Genomic DNA, 26,739 nt, shown 5'->3' with positions numbered 1-26,739 from the left:
CTTTTATTTATTAAGATGATTTATTGTGAGTAACGAAATAAAAAAAATAGCAATATTTACATTAGGTTGCAATAAAAATTTAGTTGATAGCGAGCGTCTTGCTGGTATTTTGGATGGTAAACAGTTTGAATTAACACACAATCTAAATGAGGCTGAAGCTGTAATAATTAATACTTGTGGCTTTATTAAACCTGCAAAAGAAGAGAGTATTCAATTAATCCTACAAATGGCTGAATTGCGCCGCAGGAACAAAATAAAAAAACTCATAGTGTTCGGTTGTCTTTCTCAACGTTATCCTGATTTGAAAAATCAAATATTACAAATTGATGAGATATTCGGAATTGAGCCCTACAAGCAAATTGTAAATTCTTTCGGGAAAAAATACGTATCTGATTATACTCGTCTTTTGATGACACCTTCGCATTATAGTTATTTAAAGATTTCTGAGGGATGTAGCCATCGTTGTTCGTTTTGTGCTATACCACTTATTAAAGGAAAATATCGTTCTCGCAGTATGGAAGAATTATTAAAAGAAGCAAAAGATTTATTGAAACAAGGTGTTCAGGAGCTAAATATTATTGCCCAAGACACAACTTTCTATGGAAAAGATATTTACGGAACATATAAATTGCCGTTTTTGCTTAACAATTTAGCTGATAATTTTGAATTTAAGTGGATTCGCCTGCTTTATACATATCCGACAAATTTCCCGAAAGAAGTGTTGAAAGTTATTGCTCAACACGATAATATTTGTAAATATATTGATTTGCCATTGCAGCATATTTCAAACAATGTGCTTCATTCAATGAAGCGGCGGTCAACAAAAGAGAATATTATTGAGTTAATCAAGGAAATTAGAGATACAATTCCTGAGGTTGCGATTAGAACAACTTTTATTGTGGGATATCCCAGCGAAACAGAGCAGGATTTTGAAGAACTATATACGTTCGTAGAAGAGCAAAAATTTGAAAGGCTTGGAGTATTTACATATTCACCAGAGGAAGGTACCTCTGCATATTCTCTTGGCGATCCTATTCCACAAAAAATCAAAGATGAAAGACTTGACAAAATAATGCGATTACAACAGCAAATATCGCTTGAACGAAATAAATCGCTAATTGGTAAAACAATAGATGTTATTATAGATGATGAGAATAAAAAGTTTTATATAGGTAGAACACAATTCGATGCACCTGAAATTGATAATGGTGTTATAATAAAATCCACTAAGAAGTTCTTACCAGGCGTTATTATTAAAGCAAAAATAGTTCGTGCGGAAGAATATGATTTACACGTCGAATATCCAGCAAATTAACGAACTTTGAATGTTGCCATAGTAATTATTGCGAGCATAACAGCTATAATATAAAAACGTGTAACTATTTTTGATTCGTGAATCCCACATTTTTCAAAATGATGATGTAGTGGAGCAATCTTGAATAATCTACGACCTTCGCCATATTTCTTTTTTGTATATTTAAAATAAGATACTTGAATGATTACAGATAATGTTTCAGCAAAAAATATTCCGCCAACAATAGGTAAAAGAAATTCTTTTTTTAATAAAATACACATACCACCCAATGCTCCACCAAGTGCGAGAGAGCCTGTATCACCCATAAATACTTGGGCAGGATATGAATTAAACCATAGAAATCCCAAAGCTGCACCAATAATAGATGCTGCAAAAATTGTTATTTCACCGCTACCCGGTAAATACATTATATTTAAATATTTTGCAAAAGTTACGTTTCCTGAAACATATGCAATCAAAGCAAGTGCAAAAACTGAAATTCCAACAGTGCCTATTGCTAATCCATCTAATCCATCTGTTAAATTAACTGCATTTGAAGTAGCAGTCATCACAAAAATTACCATTGGAATATAAAATATCCCAAAGTCAAAATTAAAATTCTTTGAAAATGGTATAGTTGTCAATGTATTGTATTTATTAAATGATGAGAAAAACCATTCTGGGAAAAAATATATTGTTGCACCTATAATTAGTCCGATAGAAACTTGTCCAACAATTTTATACCTACCAATTAGGCCATTTGGAAGTTTTTTGACAACTTTAAGATAATCATCTATAAAGCCAACAATTCCTAACCATAGTGTTGTGAGTAGAATTAGAATCACAAACATATTTGTTACATTTGCCCAAAGAACAGTAGGGAGTAGTACGGCAAGCAATACAATAAAACCGCCCATTGTTGGAGTGCCAGCTTTCAGGGAGTGATTGCCTACTGTTGCGAGTTCTCTCTTAGCTTGTTCGCCGAGCTGTTTTCTTCGAAGCTTATTGATTATTTTAGGTCCGAAGTAGAAGCAAATGATTAGTGCGGAAATTGCAGCAGCAGCCGAGCGAAATGTAATGTATTGAAATAATCCAATTCCTGGTATATCAAAATAATTTCTTAGAAAATTTGATAATAAGTAAAACATAATTTACATTAAATTAATTTTCAATATTTTTATTAAATCCCTGAACAGGATTGACAGCCCAATGGAGCTTTGTTCGGATTAAGTCATAAAAAGCACTTTCCATTGGTTTTATCAGTTTCACTCTGTTTTTCGAAATATAAATATTGACAGTGTCGCCATCTGATAATATTGTTTGCAACTGTCCATCGGCAACAAAATTAACTTTTCCCGTTGGTGAGAATACAACAAATCTCAATTCGCTGCTGTCATCAACCACTAATGGACGCAATGTGAGTGAATGAGGAGAAATTGGTGTAAGACAAATTGCTTTTGTTGAAGGTGAAATGATCGGTCCTCCACAAGACAAAGAATATGCCGTTGAACCTGTCGGAGTTGAAATAATTAGTCCATCAGCTCTATATTCACCTACATAATGATCATTTGCATAAGCTTGAATTGTAATCATTCGCGGAGAATCTTTTTTCTCAAACACAAAGTCATTGAGAGCAAAAAATGTGTTCCCGTTAATTTGAGTTTCTAATACAGAGCGATCAATTAACCTATAATTCCCATCCAATAGATTTTTAAGTGATTTTTCTAAATTATGTACAGAAAACTCAGCTAAAAAACCTAATTTCCCAACATTAAAACCCATTATAGGCACATCATAATTTATTAACTTGTGGCAAGCAGATAAAATTGTTCCGTCTCCACCAAATGTAATTACTACATCAGCGACTTTCCCAAACTCGTTAAGTTCAATGGGATTAACCTTGCTCCTTATTTCATCTGAAAATTGTTCGATTGCTTCTTGACGCGCAAAACAATTAACATTTGCTTCACACAATATATGGGCTGCTTTTTCAGCCCATTTGATGACATCAGGTTTTTCTGAAATTTCGTAAAGAACAAAATTATTCATTTATTATATACTAAAATGTAAAACTACGCTAATATATCAGATAATTCCATCATATAATTAAATATTTTTTTCTTTTTCGTCCAGGTTTCAACAAGTGGGGTATATACAATTTCATGCATTGTTTTACCAACCATAACGTCAGTTTTACCGTCGAGCAAAGCTTCCACTGCTTTTACACCTAAATGGCTTGCTAGTACACGGTCTCTTGCAGTTGGTGCACCACCTCGTTGCATATGTCCCAGAATAGATACTTTAGGTTCAATGTCGTATTTTTGTTTCATTAGTTCAGCAATTACAGCAGCACCACCATATTCATCTCCTTCACCAACGATGATAATTGTGCGCCTTGTTCTTCCTTGCTTGAGAATTCTCTGATATAGTAGGTCCAAATTGGTGGCGATTTCAGGAATTGCAATATATTCAGCGCCACAAGAAATTCCAACATCCATTGCAATAAAACCAGCGTGGCGTCCCATAACTTCAATCAAAAACACTCGACCGTGAGAATCTGCTGTATCTCTAATCTTATCAATTGCCTGGACAGCAGTATTGATTGCAGTATCATATCCGATTGTATAATCAGTACCATAAAGGTCATTATCTATTGTTCCAGGTGTGCATACTACTTGAACACCATGTTCTTCCCACAAAGCATGAGCACCGTGAAAAGTGCCATCTCCACCGCAACAAATAAGTCCATCAATACTGTTTTCTTTCAGCTGTTCAGCAGCAGCTGCTCTACCGCCAGCATTCATAAATTCCTTTGAACGACTTGTTTTTAGTATGGTCCCACCTGAAGCTATTATATTGGCAGTTTCTTTACGTGTTAATTTAATAAAGTTACCTTCAATTAATCCAGAATAACCACCGACGATTCCATAAATCTCTAATCCGTTGTATATCGCAGCTCGAACTACCGCTCTAATATGAGCATTCATTCCTGGAGCATCACCTCCACTTGTAAGCATTGCAATTTTTTTCATAATAAATTCACTATTATAGTTTACAACACAGAAAATTACTGATTATTTTCCAAAAATAAAGTATTTAATTTAAAAAATAAAGCATTTTTATTTTATTAATAGATAAATAAATGATTTTTAATCAATGTTTCATTAAAATGCTTCTTTTATTATTGCTCCGCCTACAACATCATCCTCTTCGTAAATAACAACAGATTGTCCTGGAGCAACAGCTTGCCTTTTCTCGATGAAGTCAACTTTCAACAGCCCATTCTCATTAATTATACAAGAGGCAGATTTACCTTTGTCGTTATAGCGAATTTTAACAGAGAAAGCCTTTGGTGCGGACAACTCATTGTATTTCATCAAATTTACATTTTCACCAATTAACCCATTATCATATGTTTCTTCGATAGTACCAACCTCTATGATATTATCTTGTGCGTTAATTTTTTTTACATACAGTGGTTTGCTAAATGAAATACCAAGTCCTTTGCGTTGTCCAACAGTATAGAAAGGGAATCCTTTATGCTTTCCAATTATTTTCCCACGGAAAATAATATTTCCACTGCTTACTTTTTCGTTAATATCTAGGACTTGCTTCTCAATAAAAGAATGATAGTCATTATTTGGAATAAAACAAATATCTTGAGATTCAATTTTATTGAACACAGGCAAACTATATTTTTTTGCAATTTCTCTAACTTCTTGTTTAGTATATTCAGCAAGTGGGAAAATAGTTCTTGCTAATTGTTCCTGCGAAAGTCCCCACAGTGCATATGATTGATCCTTGCTTTTATCCATACCTTTTCTAATGAAATATCTTCCGTTGTTTTCATTTTTCATAATTTTGGCATAATGACCTGTTGCAAGATATTCAGCTCCATATTCATTTGCTTTTGTCAGAAAAGGACCCCATTTTATTTTAGTATTACACTCTACGCAAGGATTGGGAGTACGTCCGTGTAAGTATTCTTCGATAAAGTTGTTGATAACGGTATTTTTAAAAGTTTCTGTCAAATCTATCATTTTGTGCTCAATTCCTAATATTTGACAAACTCGGTAAGCGTCTATACTTCCTGTATATGAGCAGCAACTTTTTTTGTTTTCCACCGGACGGCAGTCGTCATCAATCTTGTGAGTGGCTATGGTTAGTCCAATCACTTCGAAGCCTTGTTCGACAAGTAATGCGGCAGCAACTGATGAGTCAACTCCACCAGACATTGCGACCAGTACTTTTTTCTTATCACGCATATTTAATGATAATAAATAATAAATAATAAATAATAAATAATTTTATATAGACTATAGACGAACAATGCTATAGACGAACAATGATAAAAAATTTGTTATATGAAATATTGCCTTTGCTATACATTCAATTGATGTAATTCAAAAAGTATCAATTTTTATATTTTTAAAGTGTTCATTGGAAATTATCATAACACAAAGAGGCTGCTTTTTAATGGGCAGCCTCTTTCTTTTTATTGCTTTAACTTAAAATCAATTCATTAAACCTCTTTTTCTTAGTAATGGCTCAATTTGTGGTTCTTTTCCTCTGAACTTAATATATAAATTCATTGGATCATCGGTATGACCTTTTTCTAGTACATTTTTTCTAAACGATTCAGCTGTTGCTCTATCAAAAAGCGAAGTTTCTTTGAAAGCTTCGAAAGCATCGCTGTCAAGAACTCCAGCCCAAATATAGCTATAATAACCTGCAGAATATCCGCCGCCAAAAATATGATTAAAATATGTTGAGCGGTAGCGGAATGGAATTTCTTCTGGTAAATTAATCTGTTGGGCTATTCTATTCTCAAATTCAGTTACATCGTCAATTCTATCAGTTGTATAATAGTACATATCAAGCAAAGATGCTGCTAAATATTCAACAGTGGCAAATCCTTGATTAAATTTACTGCTTGCTTGGATTTTTTCTATGATTTCATCAGGAATTGGCTGTCCTGTTTGATAATGACGAGCAAAAGTACGTAATACTTCCGGTTCAGAAAACCAGTTTTCCATAACTTGCGAAGGAAGTTCGACAAAATCGCGTGGAACATTTGTTCCACCTATGCTTGGATAAGCATTGTTTGCAAATAATCCGTGTAAAGCATGTCCAAACTCGTGGAATAAAGTTTCTGCTTCATCCAGTGAAAGCAATGATGGTGTGTTTTCAGTCGGTGGAGGGAAGTTGCATACATTGAACACAATAGGATAAATTGTTTTACCATTTTTTATTTTTCTTTCTCTTAAATTGTTCATCCAAGCTCCACCACGTTTGCTCGAACGATTGTAGTAATCTATGAAAAATAATCCGATATGACTTCCGTTTTCTTCTGTTACTTCAAAAACACGAACTGTTGGATCATATACTGGAACATTTTTAATTTCTTTAAATCTAATTCCCCATAATTTATTTGCAACTGTAAAAGCACCTTGCATAACACCTTCAAGTGGGAAGAATGGGCGAAGTTTTTCTTCGTCAATTTCATATTTCTCGCGTCGCAATTTCTCAGTATAATAACGCCAATCATAGGTTTCAAGTTTAAAAGAATTGCCTTCTCTATTAATCAATGATTGCAATTCCTGAGCTTCTTTGATGGAATTTTCTCGTGCTGGTTCCCATAGACGATAGAGCAATTCGAAAACTCTATCAGGAGTTTTTGCCATATTATCGCTAATAACAAATTCAGCGAAATTTTGAAAACCTAATAAACGAGCTTTTTCTTGGGATAATGATACTATTTCTTTAATAATTTCTTTATTATCATATTCATTGTCATTATTGCCGCGATTTAAGTATGCTTTAAGGATTTGTGCTCTTAAATCTCTATTATCTGCATATTGCAAGAAAGGCATAATACTTGGATTATGAAGTGTGAACAGCCATTTATCTGGTTGTCCATCGCGGGTTGCTGCCTCTTTTGCTGATTCTACAATACTACTGGGCAAACCAAGAAGATCTTCTTCTTTTTCAATGTATAGCTTGTAATTGTTTGTTTCTGCAAGAACATTATCTCTAAATTTTAATTGCAGAGTTGAAAGCCTTTGGTTAATTTGAGCAAGTCGTTCTTTTGCGGTTTTATCCAGTAGAGCACCGTTTTTAACAAAATCCTGATATTTTTGTTCAAGTAATCGCAATTGTTCTGGTGAAAGTTTTTCTTTTTCACGATTATCATAAACAGCTTTGATTCGTGCAAATAATTTTTCATTGAAAAGTATGTCGTCGTTGAATTTCGATAATTTGGGAGTGATTTCCTGAGCTATTTTTTGCATACCAGGAGTTGAATTTGAACTGACTAAATTAAAGAATACAGAAGAAACTCGCTGCAATAGATCACCTGAAAATTCTAATGCTTCGATTGTATTGGCAAAATTAGGTGCTTGCTTGTTGTCAGCGATTTTTTTGATGTCAGCATAAGCTTCTTTCAATCCTCTTTCAAAGGCTGGTAAATAATGCTCTTCTTTAATTTTGTCGAAAGGGGGAACATCATAAGGAGTGTTGTAAGGCTTAAAGAATGGATTGTCAGATGCCGATTTTTTTTGTGCTTCGAGGCTCATAAATGTTAATAGTAAACTGAAACATAAAAATAATAGTTTTTTCATTTTACCTCCAAAAATTTTAAAATATATTAGAATAAAATCATTACATTATTTGTTTCAAAAATAACAGAAAAATAATTAAATAATCTTTACAATATAGTAAAAAATTCAATAATATACTTACAAAACATAAGTTTGATAATTGAGAAATTTGAAGATACTATAATTATTTTAACAATAAAAACATCATATAAGTTTTTCGTTATAAATTTGTGATAATAGTTTTTCACTATGCATTGTAAGGATACCTTTCGGAGCATCAAATAAATTGACAAAAAAGGGCGGCAAATTGCCGCCCTTTTTTATATGAGATGAGATTTGGTAATCAATTGTTGTCGGTACTTTCGTTTGATGGATTTTCTGCAGTATTTTCTTCTTCTTTATTTTCAACTGATTTAGGCAAATAATCAGGTGGGTACTCATAGTTAAATATATCAGTTTGAATGTCTTCTGGATTGTATGTTGGAAGTTCATCCGGAGACATTTCGCCTTTTGAGTATTTATCAGCATTTGGTACAGGGTGAGCGCTATTATAAGCCTCAATAACATCAACAGGTTTGTCGCGTAAGCATTCAACAACTGACAAGACGATTTTTTTTGCTTCTTTATCGAATTCAACAACCTTTAATGGTAAAACGTCACCAATTTTAAAATATTCGCTAATATTTTTAACTGGCGCAAATGAAAGTTGCGAAATGGGAACAAATCCGTCAACTCTTTCAGGTAATTCAACTATAACACCTTTTTCAATAATTCTTTCGATTTTGGCTTCTGTTTCTGTGCCAATCTTGTACGTTTCTTCGAAAGTATCCCAAGGATTATCATTAATTTGTTTATGACCTAATGCAATTCTACGTTGTTCAGGATCGACAGAGATAACAACAACTTCTAATTCATCACCTTTTTTGACAAATTCACCTGGGTGGCGAATTTTCTTGGTCCACGACAAATCGCTAATATGAACAAGACCATCAACTCCTGGCTCGAGTTCGACGAATACTCCGAAATTAGTTAAGTTTCTAACAATACCTCTGTGTTTCGAGCCAATAGGATATTTTTTCATTAAATCTTCCCATGGATCAGGTTCTAATTGCTTCATACCAAGAGCAAGTTTTTTCTCTTCTTTATCTATATTGAGAACTATAGCTTCGACAACTTGTCCCATCGAAACAATTTGAGATGGATGCTTTACGTGTTGTGTCCAGGACATTTCACTGATGTGAATCAACCCTTCAACACCTTTTTCTATTTCAATAAATGCACCGTAGTCTGTTAAACTTACGACTTTACCAACGACTTTTGTTCCTTTTTCATACTTATCGCCGATAGTGTCCCAAGGATGAGGAGTAAGCTGTTTCATTCCTAATGAAATTCTCTTCTTTTCTTTATCAAAATCGAGGACAACTACCTTAACAGTTTGATCTAATTCAACTATTTCTGATGGATGAGTAACGCGTCCCCAAGATAAATCAGTAATATGGACAAGACCGTCAACACCACCTAAATCGACAAATACTCCGAAGTCAGAAATTGCTTTGACGGTTCCTTCAAGCACCAAACCTTTATCAAGTTTATCCATAATGGCTTGACGCTGCTCTGAAAGCTGTTCTTCGAGAAGTACTTTATGGCTAACGACAACGTTTTCACTTGGATGGTTTACTTTAACAACTCGTACATCAATATTTTTCCCAACCCAACTATCAAAATCTCTAACCGGACGTACATCGATTTGTGAACCCGGTAAAAATGCTTCAATTCCTAATAAATCAACTACCATTCCACCCTTAATACGGCGGAGAATCTTCACTCTTGTAACTTCTTGAGTTTCGTAAAGCTTTAAAATATCGTCCCAAATACGCATGAAATCAGCTCTTCTACGTGAAAGTAGAACTCTCCCTTGGCTATCTTCCATTTTCTCGATATAAACGTCGATCTCATCACCAATATGATACGATTCAGCATTGATTAATTCTGCTTTTGGCACTACACCAAACGATTTGAATCCAATATCAACAAAAACTTCGTCTTTAACAATTTTGACAATTCTACCTTTAATAAGTTGGTCCTCTTTTATTGTTCCAACTTTTTGTTCAAAAAGAGTTTCAAAAGATGTGTCATCAAGGTCTAATACGTTCTCAAACTCGTTTTCTAAAATTTTCGATACAGAATTCATCAATGCATCAACGCTAATGTTTTGTGAACTGGTAACTTCTGCCATTGGATTCGGTGCTGATTGCTCAGAAGTTTGAACAAGAGTTTCATTTTCAGACATTAAATTTCTCCAAAAATATTTAAATTAGTTAAACATACGTACATCTCTGTACGACCATTTAATCATTAAAATGAAAAAATTAAGATTACAAAAATAAAAAATCATTATGTGAAAACAAAATAAAATATTATTTTTCAATGATTTAATTTAAGTTAATTAATATGATTTATTGAATATTTTTGTAATATTTTTAGAAATAAATTGAGAGTTTCAAATGTGTTTAGATGGAAAAAATGTTGTTGTTTTTTTAGCGGAATTTTACGAAGAAATAGAATTTTGGTACCCGTACTATCGTATGAAGGAAGCTGGAGCAAATGTGATTTCTGTTGCATCATCAAACAGCATATTTATTGGGAAAAATGGACTAAAGGCAAAACCCGATGAAATAATTACAAACATAGGACATGAAAATTTTGATGCTGCAATTATTCCTGGAGGTTTTGCTCCTGATTATTTAAGGCGGGACCCACAAATAATAGACTTTATTCGCAGAATGAATGAACAAAATAAAATTACTGCTGCAATCTGTCATGGTCCATGGGTTTTGGCTTCCTCTAAAATTATTGAGAATAAAACTGTTACGAGCTTTTATTCAATTAAAGATGATCTTGTCAATGCAGGTGCTTATTGGATAGATCAGGAGGTTGTAATTGATGGTAAAATAATCACTTCACGAAATCCTAATGATTTACCAATTTTTTGTAAAACTATCATAGAATTATTGTCAAAAGATTAATGATTTTTTTATATATTATTTTTTTAGTTTAATCATTTTCTGATTATATTTTCACAACTTTTAAATAATTGGAGGTAAAATGGAAAAATTTAAAAATTACATTAACGGCCAATGGGTTGATGCCGTTTTGGGCAAGACTTTCAAAAATATTAATCCGGCAAACCACGAAGATGTTATTGGTGAATTCGCTTATTCAGAGAAAGAAGATGTAGATAATGCAGTGGCAGCTGCAAAAGAAGCTTATAAAAAATGGCGCCTTGTACCAGCGCCAAAAAGAGGTGATATAATTCGTAAGGCTGGCGATATTTTTGCTCGTAGGAAGAAAGAAATTGCTAAAATTATGACTCGCGAAATGGGTAAGCCAACTTTTGAAACAGAAGGTGATATACAAGAAGCAATCGATACTGCTTATTATGCAGCAAGCGAAACTCGCAGATTATTCGGCTACAATGCTCCAAGTGAACTTGAAAACAAAATGAATCTATCTTTTCGTGTTCCAATTGGCGTAGTTGGCGTAATTACTGCTTGGAACTTTCCAATTGCAGTTCCATCTTGGAAAATTCTTCCTGCAATTGCCGCTGGAAATACAGTTGTTTATAAGCCGTCAAAAGAAACTCCTCATTCTGGGGTAGTCTTTGCTGAAATTATGGAAGAAGCTGGACTCCCACCAGGAGTTTTCAACGTATTAACTGGTGTTGGTAGTATGGGCAATATGATTGTCGAGCATCCAGATGTAAAAGTAATCGGATTTACAGGCTCTACCGACATTGGTTGTAAAATTGGTGAAATTTGCGGTAAATTAAACAAAAGAGTTTCGCTTGAAATGGGTGGTAAGAACGCTCAAATCATTATGGACGATGCTAATCTTGAATTGGCTATTGAAGGGGCTCTTTGGGGGGCATTCGGAACAACTGGACAGCGTTGCACTGCTACTTCAAGATTAATCGTTCATAATGATGTTTACGAACAAGTGCTACAATTACTCAAAGACCGTGCTGAAAAATTAAAACTTGGTGATGGATTGAAGGAGGGAACAGATGTTGGTCCGGTTATTCACAATAAAGCACTCGAAAGCATACACAACTACGTTCTTAAAGCTTTGCAAGAAGGGGGACGTTTAATTTGTGGTGGAGAGCGAGCAACCGAAGGTGACTTAGCAAAAGGCTCTTTTTATAAACCTACTATTATTGCTGATGTTGAACCTCACCATACTATCTTTAAAGAAGAAATTTTCGGCCCAGTTTTGGCTGTTACAAAAGCTGAATCGCTTGATCATGCAATCGAATTGCAAAATAATTGTGATTATGGCTTATCTTCGTCTATCTATACCAGAAATGTTAATCATGCATTTAAAGCAATTCGTGATATCGAAGCCGGTATTACATACATCAATGCTCCTACTATTGGTGCAGAAGCCCATATGCCTTTCGGTGGCATAAAAGGAACTGGCAACGGTCATCGCGAAGGTGGTTGGACCGTATTCGATATTTTTACCGAATGGAAAACAGTTTATGTTGACTATTCCGACAGACTTCAAAGAGCACAAATTGATAATTACTAAAAGAACCAAATCTAAAACAAAAGGGCTGTCAGATAACGACAGCCCTTTTTCATTATTGTATAATATTTAATTAAGCGATTATAAACCTAAATTTCTTAAATTTTCCTTTGTTTTTGCCAAAGATTCTTGCATACTTACCAGTTTTTCTTTTTCATATTGAACTATATCAGCAGGTGCATTTTGAACAAATTTTTCATTTGATAATTTGCTCTGACTACCTTTGATATTTCTTTCGAGCCGTTCAATCTCCTTATTTAGGCGTTCTTTTTCCTTTTCAATATCAATCGAAGTGGCAACTTCAAGAATAATTTCAATTTCTCTAACAACAGAACTAATTGCACCTTGAGGCTTTTCGAGGTTTTTACCAATTTCCAGTGGGGATGTTTTTGCTAAATTAGCTATTACATTTGATAGTTCATTGAAAGTGCTCAACAATTCATCGTTATTAATTGATATTTTAGCTGGAACTTTTTGTGATGGAGAAATATTGGTAGATGAACGAAGCCTTCTAATTTCTTCAACAATCATCTGAACAAGTTCGAAATCTTGCTCTATTCCATCGTTTATTCTGTCTTTTATTAATTGTGGATATTGTTCGGTGCTTATACTGATAGTATCAGAATTAAGAATAATACTATGAATTTCTTCAGTTATATATGGCATAACAGGATGCAGTATTTTCAATATGTCGAGATATAAATTAACTGCAAAACGTATTAATTTTTGTTTACTTTCGACGTTTTTTGTATTATTAATATTGACTTTTAAGATTTCTATATACCAGTCGCAGAAATCACGCCAAATAAAATCATATAGTAACTTTGAATAATCAGTTACCTTGAAATTATCAAGTGAATCAATAGTTTTTTCCAAAGTAGAGTAGAAACGAGAAAGTATCCAGCGATCTGAAATTGTCATTTCATTCTCATTTAGAATTTCACCCTCGAGTTTTACTTCATTTTCTTCTAATTTCATCATTAAGAAACGTCCTGCATTCCAAATTTTATTGGCAAAATTGCGTCCAAGTTCGCAAGATGGTATATCCTGATGCTCAACATCTACATCAAGTCGAACATCTTGACCGAGTGGGGCAAGATAAAGCATGGTGAATCGAACAGCATCAGCACCATATTTATCAATTATCTCAAGTGGATCAGGTGAATTTCCAAGAGATTTTGAAAGTTTTCTACCTTTACCGTCTCGAATTGTGCTTGTAAAATATACATTTTTAAAAGGAATGGTATTTTTGAAGTACATTGTTGCCATAATCATTCTTGCAACCCAGAAAAAGATAATATCAGGAGCAGTTACTAGCAAATCAGTAGGCAGAAATTTCTTCAAAGTTTGATTATCTTCTTTTCCATCAACAAGCCATCGCATAGTAGTTAGCGGCCAAAGCCAAGATGAAAACCAGGTATCAAGTACATCTTCGTCTTGAACCAATGGAATATCATCAGCAATTCCTAACTTTTGACGGGCTTCTTTTTCGTTGCGAGCAGCTGTATATCGTCCATCAGGAGCATAATAAACTGGGATGCGATGCCCCCACCACAATTGACGGGAAATACACCAATCACGAATATTATTCATCCAATGTTCATAAGTCTTTACCCAATGATTTGGGTGAAATTTGATTTGTCCATCTAATACAGGTTTCAAAGCAATTTCTGCAAGCGGCTTCATCCGGACAAACCACTGGTCACTGAGATAGGGTTCAATCGGTTCGCCTCCACGTTGGGAAAATCCCACATTGTGTGTATAATCTTCGATTTTTTCAATTAAGTCATTTTCTTCCAACTTATCAACAATTTTTCTTCGGGCTTCAAATCGTTCAAGACCAGCAAACTCCCCAGCCGCTACGTTCAAAGTCCCATCAGCATTAATTGAATTAATGATTTCTAAATTATGGCGTTCGCCAACTAAAAAATCATTTGGGTCGTGTGCTGGAGTAATTTTTACGCACCCTGTTCCAAATGTAGGGTCGGCATATTCATCAGGAATGATTTCCACATATCTGTCGGTTAGCGGAACGCGAACCTTTTTCCCAATTAAGTGCTTATATCGCGCGTCGTTTGGGTTTACGGCAACAGCTGTGTCACCAAAAATAGTCTCAGGTCTTACAGTCGCTACTTTCAAGTAATTCTTGTTATCAGGGAAATAATACCTAAGAGTATATAGATACTCTTTCACTTCGCGAAATTCTACTTCCTCATCGCTTAGTGCGGTCTGAGCAAGAGGTGACCAGTTTATAATTCTTTTACCTTTATAAATCAAACCATCATCGAATAAACGCACAAACACTTCTTTCACAGCATCAGAAGCACTTTCATCCATTGTGAACAGTGTTCTATTCCAATCGCAGGATGCACCGAGTTTCCGAATTTGTTTAAGAATAATACCACCATATTTTTCTTTCCATTCCCACACTCTTTGGACAAATTTTTCACGACCTAAGTCATAACGGGTTAATCCTTCTTTGCGTAATTCAGCTTCGACTTTAGATTGTGTTGCTATTCCAGCGTGGTCTGTGCCAGGGAACCAGCAAGCTTCAAATCCGTTCATTCGTTTCAAGCGAATAAATAAATCTTGCAAAGTGATATTAAGAACATGTCCAAAATGTAGTATTCCTGTAACATTTGGAGGTGGCATCAGTATGCTATATGGCTTTTTTTCAGTATTTTCATAGGCATTAAAAATTTCGTTTTCAATCCATTTATTATACCACTTGCTTTCAACATCTTTTGGATTATAAGCCTTTGAGAATTCTTTTTTCATATTTCAATATTATTTCAGTTTAACAAATTATTGAACACTCGGGTTTTTCATTATAATATTAGAATTGGTTGTATCTGCAACTAATCCCATTTTAGCTGCTATTTCATTAATTTTGTTTGTTAAATACATAGCTGCATATTTATAGACAATCGATTCTTTGCTCCTGTAATTATCAAGCAATTTGTTGGCTTCTTCGTATGCTTCCTTGAGCTTATTTTGTTTTACCAAAATATTAATCTGCATATAATCTATACGGACTTTTGTATCAGCAAGATTTTGGTCCAAAATGTTAGTTTCGCTTTGAGGATAGCCCATATTAATCATAGAATTCTTGTAGGATTCTACCTGCTTTTCAAAACGAGTTAATATTGCCTTTGCACCATCAATATTTTCAAGTATTTCATACATATCGGCAGCAATTTTATATGGACCATAAAGCCTACCCATAATTTCCCAACGCACATATTCAGGTTTCAAATATTCTTTGTCAATTAATTCTAAACAGGTGTTCAAGCAGTTTTGGGCATATTTGCGTAAATTTTCATTATCACCTAATTTTTCGTAGGTTCTAATCAATCTGCTTTCGGATTCGAGAACCATCGGGAATTGAACTGGTGAAATAAGTTCGTTTATCTTATCTAAAAGTTTTTTAGCCCGTTCTTTTTCATTTCGTTCAATTAATTTATCAGCTACTTGATAGAAAAGAATTCGGTAGCTTTCCATCAGTCTTCTATGAACTTCATCATAATACACAGATGGATTATTAAGATTGCGGAACTTAAATCCGTAATTTGGTTCTTTGTGATAATTATTAGAGTTGTCGTAATTTAATAAACATTTTTCAGTAATATCAACTTCAATATCGCCAGTTTTCATATCACTTTTCCTAACAGGGCAAATCCGCCACAGCATTCCCTCTAAGCGAAGAAAATCATCAAGACCGACAAACACGTCTCCACCTCCAACAGTAGTTGAAAAGTATACAGGTCTTTCGAAACGTGTTTGTTTCAAAATATCATTTATTACTAAGTCCTGAACTCTAAAGATATAGTTTGTTTTTCCGTCTCGACCTTGTTGAGGTAAACCAACGAACGTATAACTCATTTTCCTAGATTCAATTATATCGCTCTTGTCAGTAAATTTAGCTAAAATCTCTTTTTTGACAGGGATGTTTACCTGCCGAGCTTCACCAAACTCATAAGAAAGCGCATCTTCATCGTCTTCATCTTTTCCTTGAATTTGGCTATCAGGGAAAGATAACGGAATTTTCTTTGCACCCCAAGGTTCTCTATTCTTCAGTTGGTCAATATACCAGAGTGTATTTGCAAGTGAGAGATTTACTATTCGGACATCACGTCTAACACCTGCAACATCTTGCAAATACCAGACAGGAAATGTATCATTGTCTCCATTTGTAAAAATAATCGCATCTTTTTCTGATGATTGCAGAATATTGTATGCATAATCAAAAGGTAAATAATTACCAGCGCGCGAATGTATTTTCCAACCACCAACTGCCATATTAAAAGGCACAAGCAGCAAGCTCACTATAATTATAGGAATTACAAAAGCATTCTTTATTTTATCTTTCGAAATCCAATCAATCAAAGCAAATGCACCAAAACCAATCCACATCGCAAAAACCATAAATGAACCGGCGTAGAAATAATCACGTTCTCGTGGTTGTGGGTCCTGCTGATTTTGCTGTATTGCAGCAAGTACTCCCATCATTAAGAACATAATAATATAAATAAATGCCATTTTTTTGTCTTTTGCGTAATGGAAATATAGCCCGATTAATCCAAATAATAACGGTAAAGCGAAAAATCTAACAGGGAATTCATCTTTATAACCAGATTTATAATTCAATGTCTCGTAATCTTTCTTGTCATAGTTGAACCAAGCCACTCCGGCATCTTGCACATCACTCATACGACCTACAAAATTCCAGAAGAAATATCTAATATACATATGATTAATTTGATATTTCCAAAGATATGCTAATTCACCGGCAGTATTGATTTTTGTGAATTTAGGCACACTCATCATAGTACCATCGGAACGGATAACTGTTTCGTATGTTGGAGGTTCCCATTTCCCATATACATAGTTACCGGCTTCATCTCGCAATTCGTATCTATATATAAATCTCTCTTCTCTTTGATAGCGTCTTGGCCAAAATGGAGCCTGTCCATATTGTTCACGACCTATGTAGGAAGAAAGCTGGGTGAATGTTTTGGGTTCGTTTTCATTCATTGGAGGGTTAGCATTTGCACGCAGTAAAATATGCGTATAAGTTGTATATCCAATCAACATCAAAAGAATGCTTGAAGTAATCAATCTCAATATTTGCTTGCCATTTTTCATTGAATAATAAAAACCATAAATTATTGCTAATATTGCAATGATTGCAAATACTTGAAGAGCCACAGAATTATTAATACTATATTCCATCGCTTCATTGCGTCCAGGTGTATGTCCTGCCAAAAAAGCCGGTATAGATTGAACAATTAGATTATAAATAATGAAGAAAGCTACAATTGATACTATACCTGCCAGAATAAAAGTTGTGAATTTAAAAGTGTATTTACGGAAGTAAACAAGTAGAACTATCGAGAAGATTGCAAGTATGCTCAATAAATGTACACCTGTTGATAAACCAATTAAATATGCAATGACAAGCAGGTATTTTTCATTTCCCGGATTGTCTGCTTCTTCGTTCCATCGCATCATCAAATATATTACGATAGCTACAAACAACGAAGAAGAGGCATATACTTCTGATTCAACAGCATTAAACCAAAATGTATCGCTAAAAGTATAAGCAGCCGCTGCAACGAAAGCTGAACCATAAATAGCAAAGGCACTTGCAAAATTATCATTCTCTTTTTTATAAAAGTTTCGAATTGCCATTACTGTGATTAAATATAAAAGCCACACCGTCAAAGCACTTGCAACAACAGATACCATATTAATTCGCCATCCTTCATCTCCAAATGGGATAAGCGTATGAAATACTTTCCCAATCATTAAGAAAAGTGGCGCGCCTGGTGGGTGTGGGACTTGTTGCCATACCGATGCTGCAGAAAATTCTCCACAGTCCCAAAACGGGACACTTGGCTGAACAGTAAGTACATACGTTATGAATGCTAAAGCAAAGGATAATCCCGCAAAAACACGATTCAGATGCTTGTAATTCATTTCTCTTGCCATATATTTATAAACAAATAAATTGCAGTAAATGTAAATTTACAATTTATAAAAATACTTTCTTATTACAAAGTGATTTAGAAAACTTTTATTTATCGTACTTGTTTGAATAATAGTTCATTCCGATAACTGATAAAATACTAAGTATTAAAAAAGGATACCAAATTATACTTGGATTGTGAGCTTGCCATAAATATGTCGTGAGCTCTGTTGCACTCATACCAGTCGCTTCTTGTGCTTTGACAAAAGCATTTTGCAATTGAACACCTGTTATTCCTTTATTCTCCAACAGTATTTTAGCGAAATACGCCTTTTCTGCATAATGTTTATATAGCCAACCGCCAATAAGCCCGCCTCCAGCCAGTCCAATTGCCCACGAAATGTTCATTATTCCTAAGTATAATGATTTATTAGTTTTAGGTGCAATGTTTGCAATATATTCAGGAAATTTTGGATTAACTGTTAATTCCCCAAATGTGTAGCAAACAACGCCAAACACTAAAAAGATTCCACTTTGAGAATATCCGACAATAAACAGTCCCAATCCAGCAAGTAGTATTCCAACAGTTAAAGTTCTTGTGATTTTTATTTTGTCTGTGAATTTTGCCATAAATAGTACTAATAGCACAACGAGGCCTGAATTTAAGTTATATACCCATTCATATGCAATCATGCGTCCACGAACAGTTTCCGAAGTCATAAAATCTGGCAAGTGTTTGGCTATTGAAGAAGTATCCGACCAATCGAAAATAAAATTTGGCAATGTTTCATAGAACTGCATATAAGTAATTGTAAAGCCAGACATAATTAGAATGAAAAATATAATTTTAGGCGTTATTATTGCTCGAAACAATTCTTTGAATATATTGCCATTGCTTTTGATTTTCAAATAATCATATTTAACAATAGATAATAGTATCAGATTCAAGGAAAAAATTATCCCAGAGCCGAAGAAAACTGCTTCCCAGGATATATTTTTCAGGTATATTGATAATATCGGTCCTGCGAATACAGATAAATTTACCAGAAATATGTATATTCCCCATCCTAATGATGTATTTCTGCCCTCGATTTCTTTGGCTATCCAACCTTGTATTGCAGGTTTATAAGACCCAAGCCCGAAACCTAAAACAAGTGTTCCCAATAAAAATGGAATAAACTCTCTTTGAGTTGCTAATAGACAATAACCGATTATTATTACAATCGAAGAAATAAAAAGGGATCGTTTTTGTCCAATTTTATCTGAAACAGCACCCCAAAATACTGGTGTCAAATTTTGGACTAATGCCCACCAGAAAAAAATTAACCCTTTTGTTGTTTGGGCAAAGTGAAGCCCACCAGGCACATCTTTTTGAGCAATGTAGATGGGTATTTGAATAATTGTTATCCAGTAGGCGAGCCGCTCTATCATTTGAACGGCATTTAAAAGCCAAAATTTAATGCTATAATTTTTTTCCATTTTATTTTTGCGATTTAAAAAAACGCAAGTTACTTTATTCAATAAAAATAATCAAAAATGATTGTTTACTTTGTTATAATTGCAAACATTTTTTGTTTTTGTTTTACAAGTTAAAGATTAATTGTTAATTTTACTTTTGTATTATTCAAAATTATGATAATATATGAGCGAGTTGTTTGAAAAACAGAATGAGCAGAGAATTGTACCACCGTTAGCTGAGCGTATGCGTCCAAAATCCATTGAACATTTCTTTGGGCAGGAGCATATTATTGGGAATTCTGGGAGCTTGAGAAAGTTAATTGAAAATAAAGAAATTGCTTCAATGATTTTCTGGGGACCACCAGGGAGCGGAAAAACAACTCTTGCTCGCATTGTAGCGCAATATTACGAAGCAGACTTTATTAGAATTTCCGCGGTTGAAGCAGGTGTTAAAGATATTCGTGCTGTTATAGAAAAAGCAAAAATAAACTACAAACACGGGAAACAAACTGTTTTATTCATTGACGAAATTCATAGATTTGATAAGAGTCAGCAAGATGCTTTACTTCATGCAGTAGAAACAGGATTAGTTATTCTCATTGGTGCAACAACAGAAAATCCATCTTTCGAAGTAAATTCTGCTTTGCTCAGTCGCTGTAATGTATACCATTTGAAAGAACTCGACGATGAAGCCTTGGAAAGGATGTTAGAAAGAGCAATAACCGAAGATGAAATTTTAAAACAGTATCGTTTTAAAATTTTAGATGAAAATCTTCTTTTTAGAATTGCTGGTGGAGATGCTCGAAATTTACTAAATGTATTAGAATTAATAGTAAAATCTAATAAAAATAATAAAACCATTGTAGTTGATAAATCAAGCATTGAACAAATAATCAATAAAAAAATACCTAAGTACGACAAGAAAGGAGAAAGTCACTACGATACTATTTCTGCATTTATCAAGTCATTACGGGGCTCTGATCCAGATGCTGCAATTTTTTGGTTGGCAAAAATGCTTGATGCAGGGGAGGACCCAAAGTTTATCGCTAGGCGGATGGTTGTTTTTGCAAGCGAGGATATTGGTAATGCTGATCCATTTGCTCTAACACTTGCCGTTAGTGTTTTCGAAGCTGTTAATCTTATTGGCTTGCCTGAGTGCAGGATAAATTTAGCGCAGGGTGTTACTTATCTTGCATCAGCTCCAAAATCTAACGCTTCATATTTGGCTATTAACAAAGCTTTACAAGCAATTAAAAGTGTGGAGAATTTATCTGTTCCTCTTCATCTGCGAAATGCACCTACGAAGTTGATGAAGCAAGAAGGGTATGCTATTAATTATAAATATCCTCACAGTTACGAAAATCATTTTGTCGAGGAAAATTATTTCCCTGACAAAAATACATTTCAAGTATTTTATTATCCTACTGAACAAGGGCGAGAAAAATTAATCAAAGAACGTCTCGAAAAATTATGGAAAAATCGCTATAAAAAATGAGATTAAAAGAACATATTGATAAAGTTAGCTGGTCAGTTGCTGATAAATTATTATTTGTAGGTTATGGTATTATTACTATTGTGCAATTTAATGCAATGAAGCCCGAAGAAATGGGGCTATTTGCATTGCTAATTACAATACTTAATTGGATTTTTATCATCAGTGATTCATTCGCTCTTCAAAATTTGATACAATTTGGTCAAAGAAAACACGATAGAGGATTTGTTAATTTCATTGCAAGCTCATTCCACTTAACTATTACATTAGGTTCCTCGTTATTGTTGCTGCTTTTCGGAAAGCCTTTGAGTGTATTTTTCAATGAACCAAGATTAAGCGAAGTGTTTGAATTTTTAATCATACTGACACTTATCAATATACCTCGGACATACGCAATTAAAATTTTCTATCGCGATACGAAAATGAACCGACTTTTTCTTACAAATTCTGTGTATTTTGGAGTAATGACTTTTGCAACATTGTCTATTGTTTTTTTAAAACATTTTCTTACCTTCAAGGAACTTGTTTACATCTATATGGCGGGGACTTTCTTCAGTTCATTGGTAGCGTTGCTTAACATTAAGAATGAACTATTTTTCAGATTCAAAGGTGAAACTAAATTGAAAGAAATAATTAACTTTTCTATTCCATATACTTTAGCAAGTGCTATTCATTTAGCTCCACGTCAATTAGATGTATATATTATTCAATATTTTTTTCAAACAAAAATTGTAGGCATATATTTTCTTGCTAAAAACTTATTTAGAGCGTTCGAAGAAATTGTAAATGCAGCAAATGGGCTAATATATCCAGCTGCTGTTCGCCAAATCGTTAAAAATGATTTTAATTCTTTATTTGATATGACTACAAAAGCTCTGTCGTATATTTTATTTTTCAATATATTTGTTATCATATCTTTGAATTTAGGTTTAACTGAACTATTTATTAAATGGTTTTTGCCTGAAAAATACTATTTGGCTATTCCATTTTTTAATTTGCTTTCGATGGTAGCAATTGGTTTGCCTTTTACAATATTAGGTTCGGTGCTGATTGCTTTCAATCAGCCTACTAAAACAATGAAGATTATGTCTATTTCTCTTTTTTTATGGCTAATTGGTTTCATTATAGTGGGTATTATTAATCAACCGTTGTTAATACCTTTACCTCATATATTATATTTTTTCATTTTATCCTTATTGTTACATTTAGAAACTAACAAACATATTAATATAAGATTGAAAGATATTTTAAGATTTATTCCAGATTTTAGTAATATGATAAAAAACTTTTTTAGAACCCGAAAATAATTACCAAAATAGAGGTAAATATGTTCGCTAAAATTCTACAATATTTCAATTTAGAGCACGAATTAGATGATTTTGATACTTTACATAAAAACATTGAAGCCGATAGTATTTTCCGAGGCACTAATCTTTGGATATTGATGTTTGCCATTCTTGTTGCTTCTGTTGGTCTGAATATGAATTCTACTGCAGTCATCATAGGTGCAATGTTGATTTCACCTTTGATGGGACCCATTAACGGAATGGGATATAGCGTTGCAACTTATAACTTTGAATTGTTGAGGAAGTCAGTTAAGCATTTTACTTTTGCTGTTATTGTTAGTCTTGTTACTTCAACTACGTATTTCGCAATAAGTCCGGTGTCATCTCCACAATCAGAACTATTAGCAAGAACGAGCCCAACAATATATGATGTATTTATTGCTCTTTTTGGAGGAATGGCGGGAATTATTGCTGCAAGCAGTAAAAAGAAAGGCAATGTTATTCCTGGTGTTGCTATTGCTACTGCATTGATGCCACCACTTTGCACGGCAGGTTATGGTTTGGCAACTTTTCAACCTAAATTCTTTTTTGGTGCTATCTATCTTTTTACAATTAATACTGTTTTTATTGCAATTTCATCTGTACTAGTATCCCAAATTTTAAAATTTCCCATCCGCACAATAGTTAACGAAGAACAGAAGAAAAAAATTAATCATGCTATCTGGGCTATAATTTCTATTACTATTTTGCCAAGTATTTATTTTGGCTATAATTTAGTTGAAAATGAAAATTTTTCCCAAAATGCCTCAAAATTTATTAGCAGCATTAGCATATTAGATGGTAGCTACTTGCTCCGAAGCAAAGTTGATGTTTCAAATAAAACTATTGAACTTACTTATGGCGGAAGCACTGTGACTGAAGAAAAAAAAGAGATAATTAGTAAAAATTCGAAAAATTTTGAACTTGAAAAAGCCAAGATTGAAATAAAGCAAGGTTTTTCTTTCGATGAAATTAGTTCAAGTTATAATGAAATGAATAAATATCAAGTTGAAATTAATAAACTCAAATCACTGCTTTCGGAAAAAGAAAAAAATATTGATTCTCTTTTGAAAATAAATGAAATTAGCTCTAATATTATTAATGAAATAAGCGTTTTGTTCCCAGAAATCAATACAATTTCTTATTCTCAACAATACTTCTACAACATTGATGGCTCGAAGTCTAAACATAATGTTTTCATTGTTAGATCAAATAATGAACGAAAAACTAAAAGTGAACTTCAAAATATTGAAAAATGGATAAAAGTTCGAATGCAAAAAGACAGTATATCGGTTATTGTACTTAGTAATTGATATTTGATTTAATAATATTATGATAAGAATGTATAATTTATTAATTTTGTATTTTATGTATTTTATAAAAGAATAAAAATGTCCAATAACAAGCAGAAAAATAATATACATTGTTCTTTTTGTGGGACACCAGCCTATTTAGTCAAAACTATTATCGAAGGGCAGGATGGTGTGTTTATTTGCGATGATTGCGTTCGAACATCTATTCAAATCGTTCGTAAAAACGAAGTAGAATTCTTTTCCACAAATGCACAAGAATTACCAAAGCCATCAGAAATTAAATCAAAACTTGACGAATATGTTATTGGACAAGAATATGCGAAACGTGTTCTCTCTGTCGCCGTTTATAATCATTACAAAAGGCTTAAAATAAATTTAGATGAATTTGATAGTGATGTTGAACTCGAAAAAAGTAATATTCTTCTTATTGGTCCTACTGGGACAGGCAAAACTTTGCTTGCCCGCACATTAGCAAAGATACTAAATGTTCCGTTTGCTATGGCAGATGCTACAACGATAACCGAAGCTGGATACGTTGGTGATGATGTTGAAACAGTTCTTCTAAATTTAGTCCAAAATGCTGACTATAACATAAAGGCAGCTGAAAGAGGTATTATCTATATTGATGAAATTGATAAAATTGCTCGCAAAAGTGAATCAACAAGTATTACTCGTGATGTGAGTGGGGAGGGAGTGCAGCAAGCTTTGTTAAAAATTCTTGAAGGCACTCGCGCCGGGATTCCTCCGAAAGGTGGTCGCAAGCACCCTGAACAATCATTGATATATCTTGATACTCGAAATATCTTGTTTATTTGTGGCGGTGCTTTTGAAGGAATTGAGAAAATTATTGCTCGCAGAATGCAAAAGCAGACACTTGGTTTCTTAGCAGAAGCAACCGAAAAAGTCGAAGAAAAACTTGACCTGATAAAGCATACCGAACCAGAAGATTTAGTGAAATTTGGATTTATTCCTGAGCTAACTGGAAGATTGCCAATCATTGCTCCTCTTGAAGAATTATTGGATGAAGCAATGATGAGCATATTAACTGAACCGAAAAATGCTATAATTAAGCAATACAAAAAGCTTCTTGGAATGGATAATGTTGAACTTGAATTTACAGATGATGCTTTAAAAAGTATCGTAAAACTTGCTCGCGAAAGAAAAACTGGTGCTCGCGCTTTGCGAGGTATTATCGAAGAGATAATGTTGCCAATTATGTTCGAAATACCAAACCAAAAGAATGTTAAAAAAGTTATAATAAATGAGCAAGTCGTACTAAATAAATCTGTTGCTGAAATAATTTCAAAGAAGTCCAAAATTGCTTAATATTATGATTTTTATACAAAACAAGGGTTTGCCTGGCGTCAAGCAAATCCTTATTTTGTATGCAGATAAAAATATGTTTAAAAAATAAAATCTATGCCAATTTTGTAAGTTTTGTTCATTAATGGTGGTGTAGTTTTGAATGGCCAATTCATCTTGTCTCTATAAAGTTCATAAAAACCATAAGAAATTCCATTTTTAAGTAGAAAATGAATTACTGGAGCAAATTTAGGAGAACTATCCAGCACTTCATCAACAAAATTGGTAGATAATCCCTGAGCAACAGCCTCAATAATAAATGCTCCAAGATCCTTCCAGAACAAATGACGTGGAAAAGTCATAGTTTGTTCATATTCAGCTGAAATTGCAACACCATTGACTAAGAATATCTTTACTCCGCCTGCAAAACCGCGACCATATCTTAATTGTTTACCAAATATTTTAGCCGATTTAATTGAGGCACTATCAGCATTATCATAGTCAAATGATAGGTTATTCCAATTTATTCCTGAACTATGGAATAGCACTATATGTGAGTTGCCACCTAAATTCCATCCATAACCATCTGAATTATTCAAGCTTAGCTTAAAGTGTCGCAAGCCCATATGATTATTACTATAACCGTTTTCTTCATAATTTATTTTATTTTCAGCATAACTGAATGACAAATAATCATTATCATATTCAACAACATTTGAAGTGGCACGGTATAAATCAGTAGAACCAAGTTTGATGTCAATTATTCCATTATTGTTAATTTTAGAAGTGAAAGTATTTCTTTCATAAAAATGATTTGTTACACCGTAACCTAAATATATTGTAGGTGAATTTTTATAGAAATCTAATCGTAATTTTTTCGATGGCTTGTATTGTTTGAATCTAAGTGCAGATGTAAATATATCTAACAATGGATTATTGACGTCGTCATCTTCAAAAAAGTCATTTTCTTCAGATACATTTGAAGTGTCATTAGTAGGCAAATTTTCTGTTTGATATGCTAATACAGATGAGTAACAACTCATTAAAATCAAGATAATCAATAGTAGTTTTCTTTTCATAGATTTTACCCTTTGTTATTTCAAGTAACAATTCTTCATAAATCTTTACGAGAATTAACAGAAATTGTTTCAAAGCAATAATTTCATTTTAATTTTCAAAATTACCTTATGAATTAGATATAATTAAAAACAATGAAAAATAATTAATTTTAAATTAATTAAATAATCAAAATATGTATAGAATTAAATAGTCTTAAAATATAATGATTCGTGAAATATTTGTCGTAGCGATATAATAATTGATTAATTTTTTTTAATATTTATTTTGTTTAATATTTTATAAATTTTTATATTTGAAGTAAGAAAAGATTTTCCATTCACTATT

At 33.4% G+C, this 26,739-nt stretch carries 17 protein-coding genes; 7 read left to right on the top strand and 10 right to left on the bottom strand.

Annotation, left to right across the window (positions count from 1 at the left end; all coding sequences use genetic code 11):
* Positions 1-25 precede the first annotated feature (25 nt).
* Complete coding sequence (gene rimO, locus AC6QZF_RS08450) at positions 26-1,315, top strand: 30S ribosomal protein S12 methylthiotransferase RimO (protein ID WP_499799444.1); 1,290 nt, start codon at positions 26-28, stop codon at positions 1,313-1,315.
* Here the strand turns inward: rimO and mraY are convergent.
* The 6 genes from mraY to rpsA form a co-directional block, all read right to left on the bottom strand.
* Entirely contained in the window at positions 1,312-2,442 is a 1,131-nt protein-coding gene (mraY, locus tag AC6QZF_RS08445) for a phospho-N-acetylmuramoyl-pentapeptide-transferase (protein WP_499799443.1), read from the bottom strand. The two genes, rimO and mraY, sit on opposite strands and share 4 nt — an antisense overlap.
* A gap of 13 nt (positions 2,443-2,455) precedes the next feature.
* Positions 2,456-3,343: an NAD(+)/NADH kinase gene (locus tag AC6QZF_RS08440; protein ID WP_499799442.1), complete on the bottom strand. Its 888-nt coding sequence runs from the start codon at positions 3,341-3,343 to the stop codon at positions 2,456-2,458.
* 23 nt (positions 3,344-3,366) lie between these two features.
* Positions 3,367-4,326 (bottom strand): 6-phosphofructokinase, encoded by a 960-nt coding sequence (pfkA, locus tag AC6QZF_RS08435; RefSeq protein ID WP_499799441.1) that lies wholly within the window; start codon positions 4,324-4,326, stop codon positions 3,367-3,369.
* A gap of 132 nt (positions 4,327-4,458) precedes the next feature.
* Entirely contained in the window at positions 4,459-5,559 is a 1,101-nt protein-coding gene (mnmA, locus tag AC6QZF_RS08430) for a tRNA 2-thiouridine(34) synthase MnmA (RefSeq protein WP_499799440.1), read from the bottom strand.
* A 249-nt stretch (positions 5,560-5,808) separates the two neighbouring features.
* Entirely contained in the window at positions 5,809-7,914 is a 2,106-nt protein-coding gene (locus tag AC6QZF_RS08425; protein WP_499799439.1) for a M3 family metallopeptidase, read from the bottom strand.
* 322 nt (positions 7,915-8,236) lie between these two features.
* Positions 8,237-10,183, bottom strand: a complete 1,947-nt coding sequence (gene rpsA, locus AC6QZF_RS08420) for a 30S ribosomal protein S1 (RefSeq protein ID WP_499799438.1) — start codon at positions 10,181-10,183, stop codon at positions 8,237-8,239.
* Between the two features lie 214 nt (positions 10,184-10,397).
* Between rpsA and AC6QZF_RS08415 the strand changes: the two genes are divergently transcribed.
* Together AC6QZF_RS08415 and AC6QZF_RS08410 are read left to right on the top strand one after the other, a co-directional pair.
* Positions 10,398-10,919: a type 1 glutamine amidotransferase domain-containing protein gene (locus AC6QZF_RS08415; protein WP_499799437.1), complete on the top strand. Its 522-nt coding sequence runs from the start codon at positions 10,398-10,400 to the stop codon at positions 10,917-10,919.
* A gap of 79 nt (positions 10,920-10,998) precedes the next feature.
* Positions 10,999-12,480, top strand: coding sequence for an aldehyde dehydrogenase family protein (locus tag AC6QZF_RS08410; protein ID WP_499799436.1), 1,482 nt, complete (start codon positions 10,999-11,001; stop codon positions 12,478-12,480).
* 78 nt (positions 12,481-12,558) lie between these two features.
* Here the strand turns inward: AC6QZF_RS08410 and AC6QZF_RS08405 are convergent, their stop codons facing one another.
* The 3 genes from AC6QZF_RS08405 to AC6QZF_RS08395 all read right to left on the bottom strand — a co-directional run bounded on the left by AC6QZF_RS08405 (position 12,559) and on the right by AC6QZF_RS08395 (position 19,924).
* Complete coding sequence (locus AC6QZF_RS08405) at positions 12,559-15,255, bottom strand: valine--tRNA ligase (protein ID WP_499799435.1); 2,697 nt, start codon at positions 15,253-15,255, stop codon at positions 12,559-12,561.
* Between the two features lie 27 nt (positions 15,256-15,282).
* A complete protein-coding gene (locus tag AC6QZF_RS08400; RefSeq protein WP_499799434.1) occupies positions 15,283-18,456 on the bottom strand; it encodes a glycosyltransferase family 117 protein in 3,174 nt (1,057 codons plus the stop codon).
* 97 nt (positions 18,457-18,553) lie between these two features.
* On the bottom strand, positions 18,554-19,924 hold the full coding sequence (locus tag AC6QZF_RS08395) for an MFS transporter (protein ID WP_499799433.1): 1,371 nt from the start codon (positions 19,922-19,924) through the stop codon (positions 18,554-18,556).
* Between the two features lie 163 nt (positions 19,925-20,087).
* Here AC6QZF_RS08395 and AC6QZF_RS08390 point away from each other — a divergent pair, with 163 nt between their 5' ends.
* From AC6QZF_RS08390 to clpX, 4 genes are all read left to right on the top strand, one after another.
* Entirely contained in the window at positions 20,088-21,398 is a 1,311-nt protein-coding gene (locus AC6QZF_RS08390) for a replication-associated recombination protein A (protein ID WP_499799432.1), read from the top strand.
* The gene (locus tag AC6QZF_RS08385) at positions 21,395-22,702 is read left to right on the top strand and encodes an oligosaccharide flippase family protein (protein WP_499799431.1); all 1,308 of its coding nucleotides are present in this window, start codon (positions 21,395-21,397) and stop codon (positions 22,700-22,702) included. Before AC6QZF_RS08390 ends, AC6QZF_RS08385 begins: the two co-directional genes overlap by 4 nt.
* A 20-nt stretch (positions 22,703-22,722) precedes the next feature.
* Complete coding sequence (locus AC6QZF_RS08380) at positions 22,723-24,033, top strand: DUF389 domain-containing protein (protein WP_499799430.1); 1,311 nt, start codon at positions 22,723-22,725, stop codon at positions 24,031-24,033.
* Between the two features lie 78 nt (positions 24,034-24,111).
* Positions 24,112-25,359, top strand: coding sequence for an ATP-dependent Clp protease ATP-binding subunit ClpX (gene clpX / locus AC6QZF_RS08375; protein ID WP_499799429.1), 1,248 nt, complete (start codon positions 24,112-24,114; stop codon positions 25,357-25,359).
* 77 nt (positions 25,360-25,436) lie between these two features.
* Here the strand turns inward: clpX and AC6QZF_RS08370 are convergent, their stop codons facing one another.
* Positions 25,437-26,414: a hypothetical protein gene (locus AC6QZF_RS08370; RefSeq protein ID WP_499799428.1), complete on the bottom strand. Its 978-nt coding sequence runs from the start codon at positions 26,412-26,414 to the stop codon at positions 25,437-25,439.
* Between the last annotated feature and the right edge of the window lie 325 nt (positions 26,415-26,739).

Source organism: Eximiradius sp. (assembly GCA_937127445.1).
GTDB lineage: Bacteria > Bacteroidota > Ignavibacteria > Kapaibacteriales > UBA2268 > JAKIZO01.
This window is presented reverse-complemented; position numbering and strand designations above follow the sequence as displayed.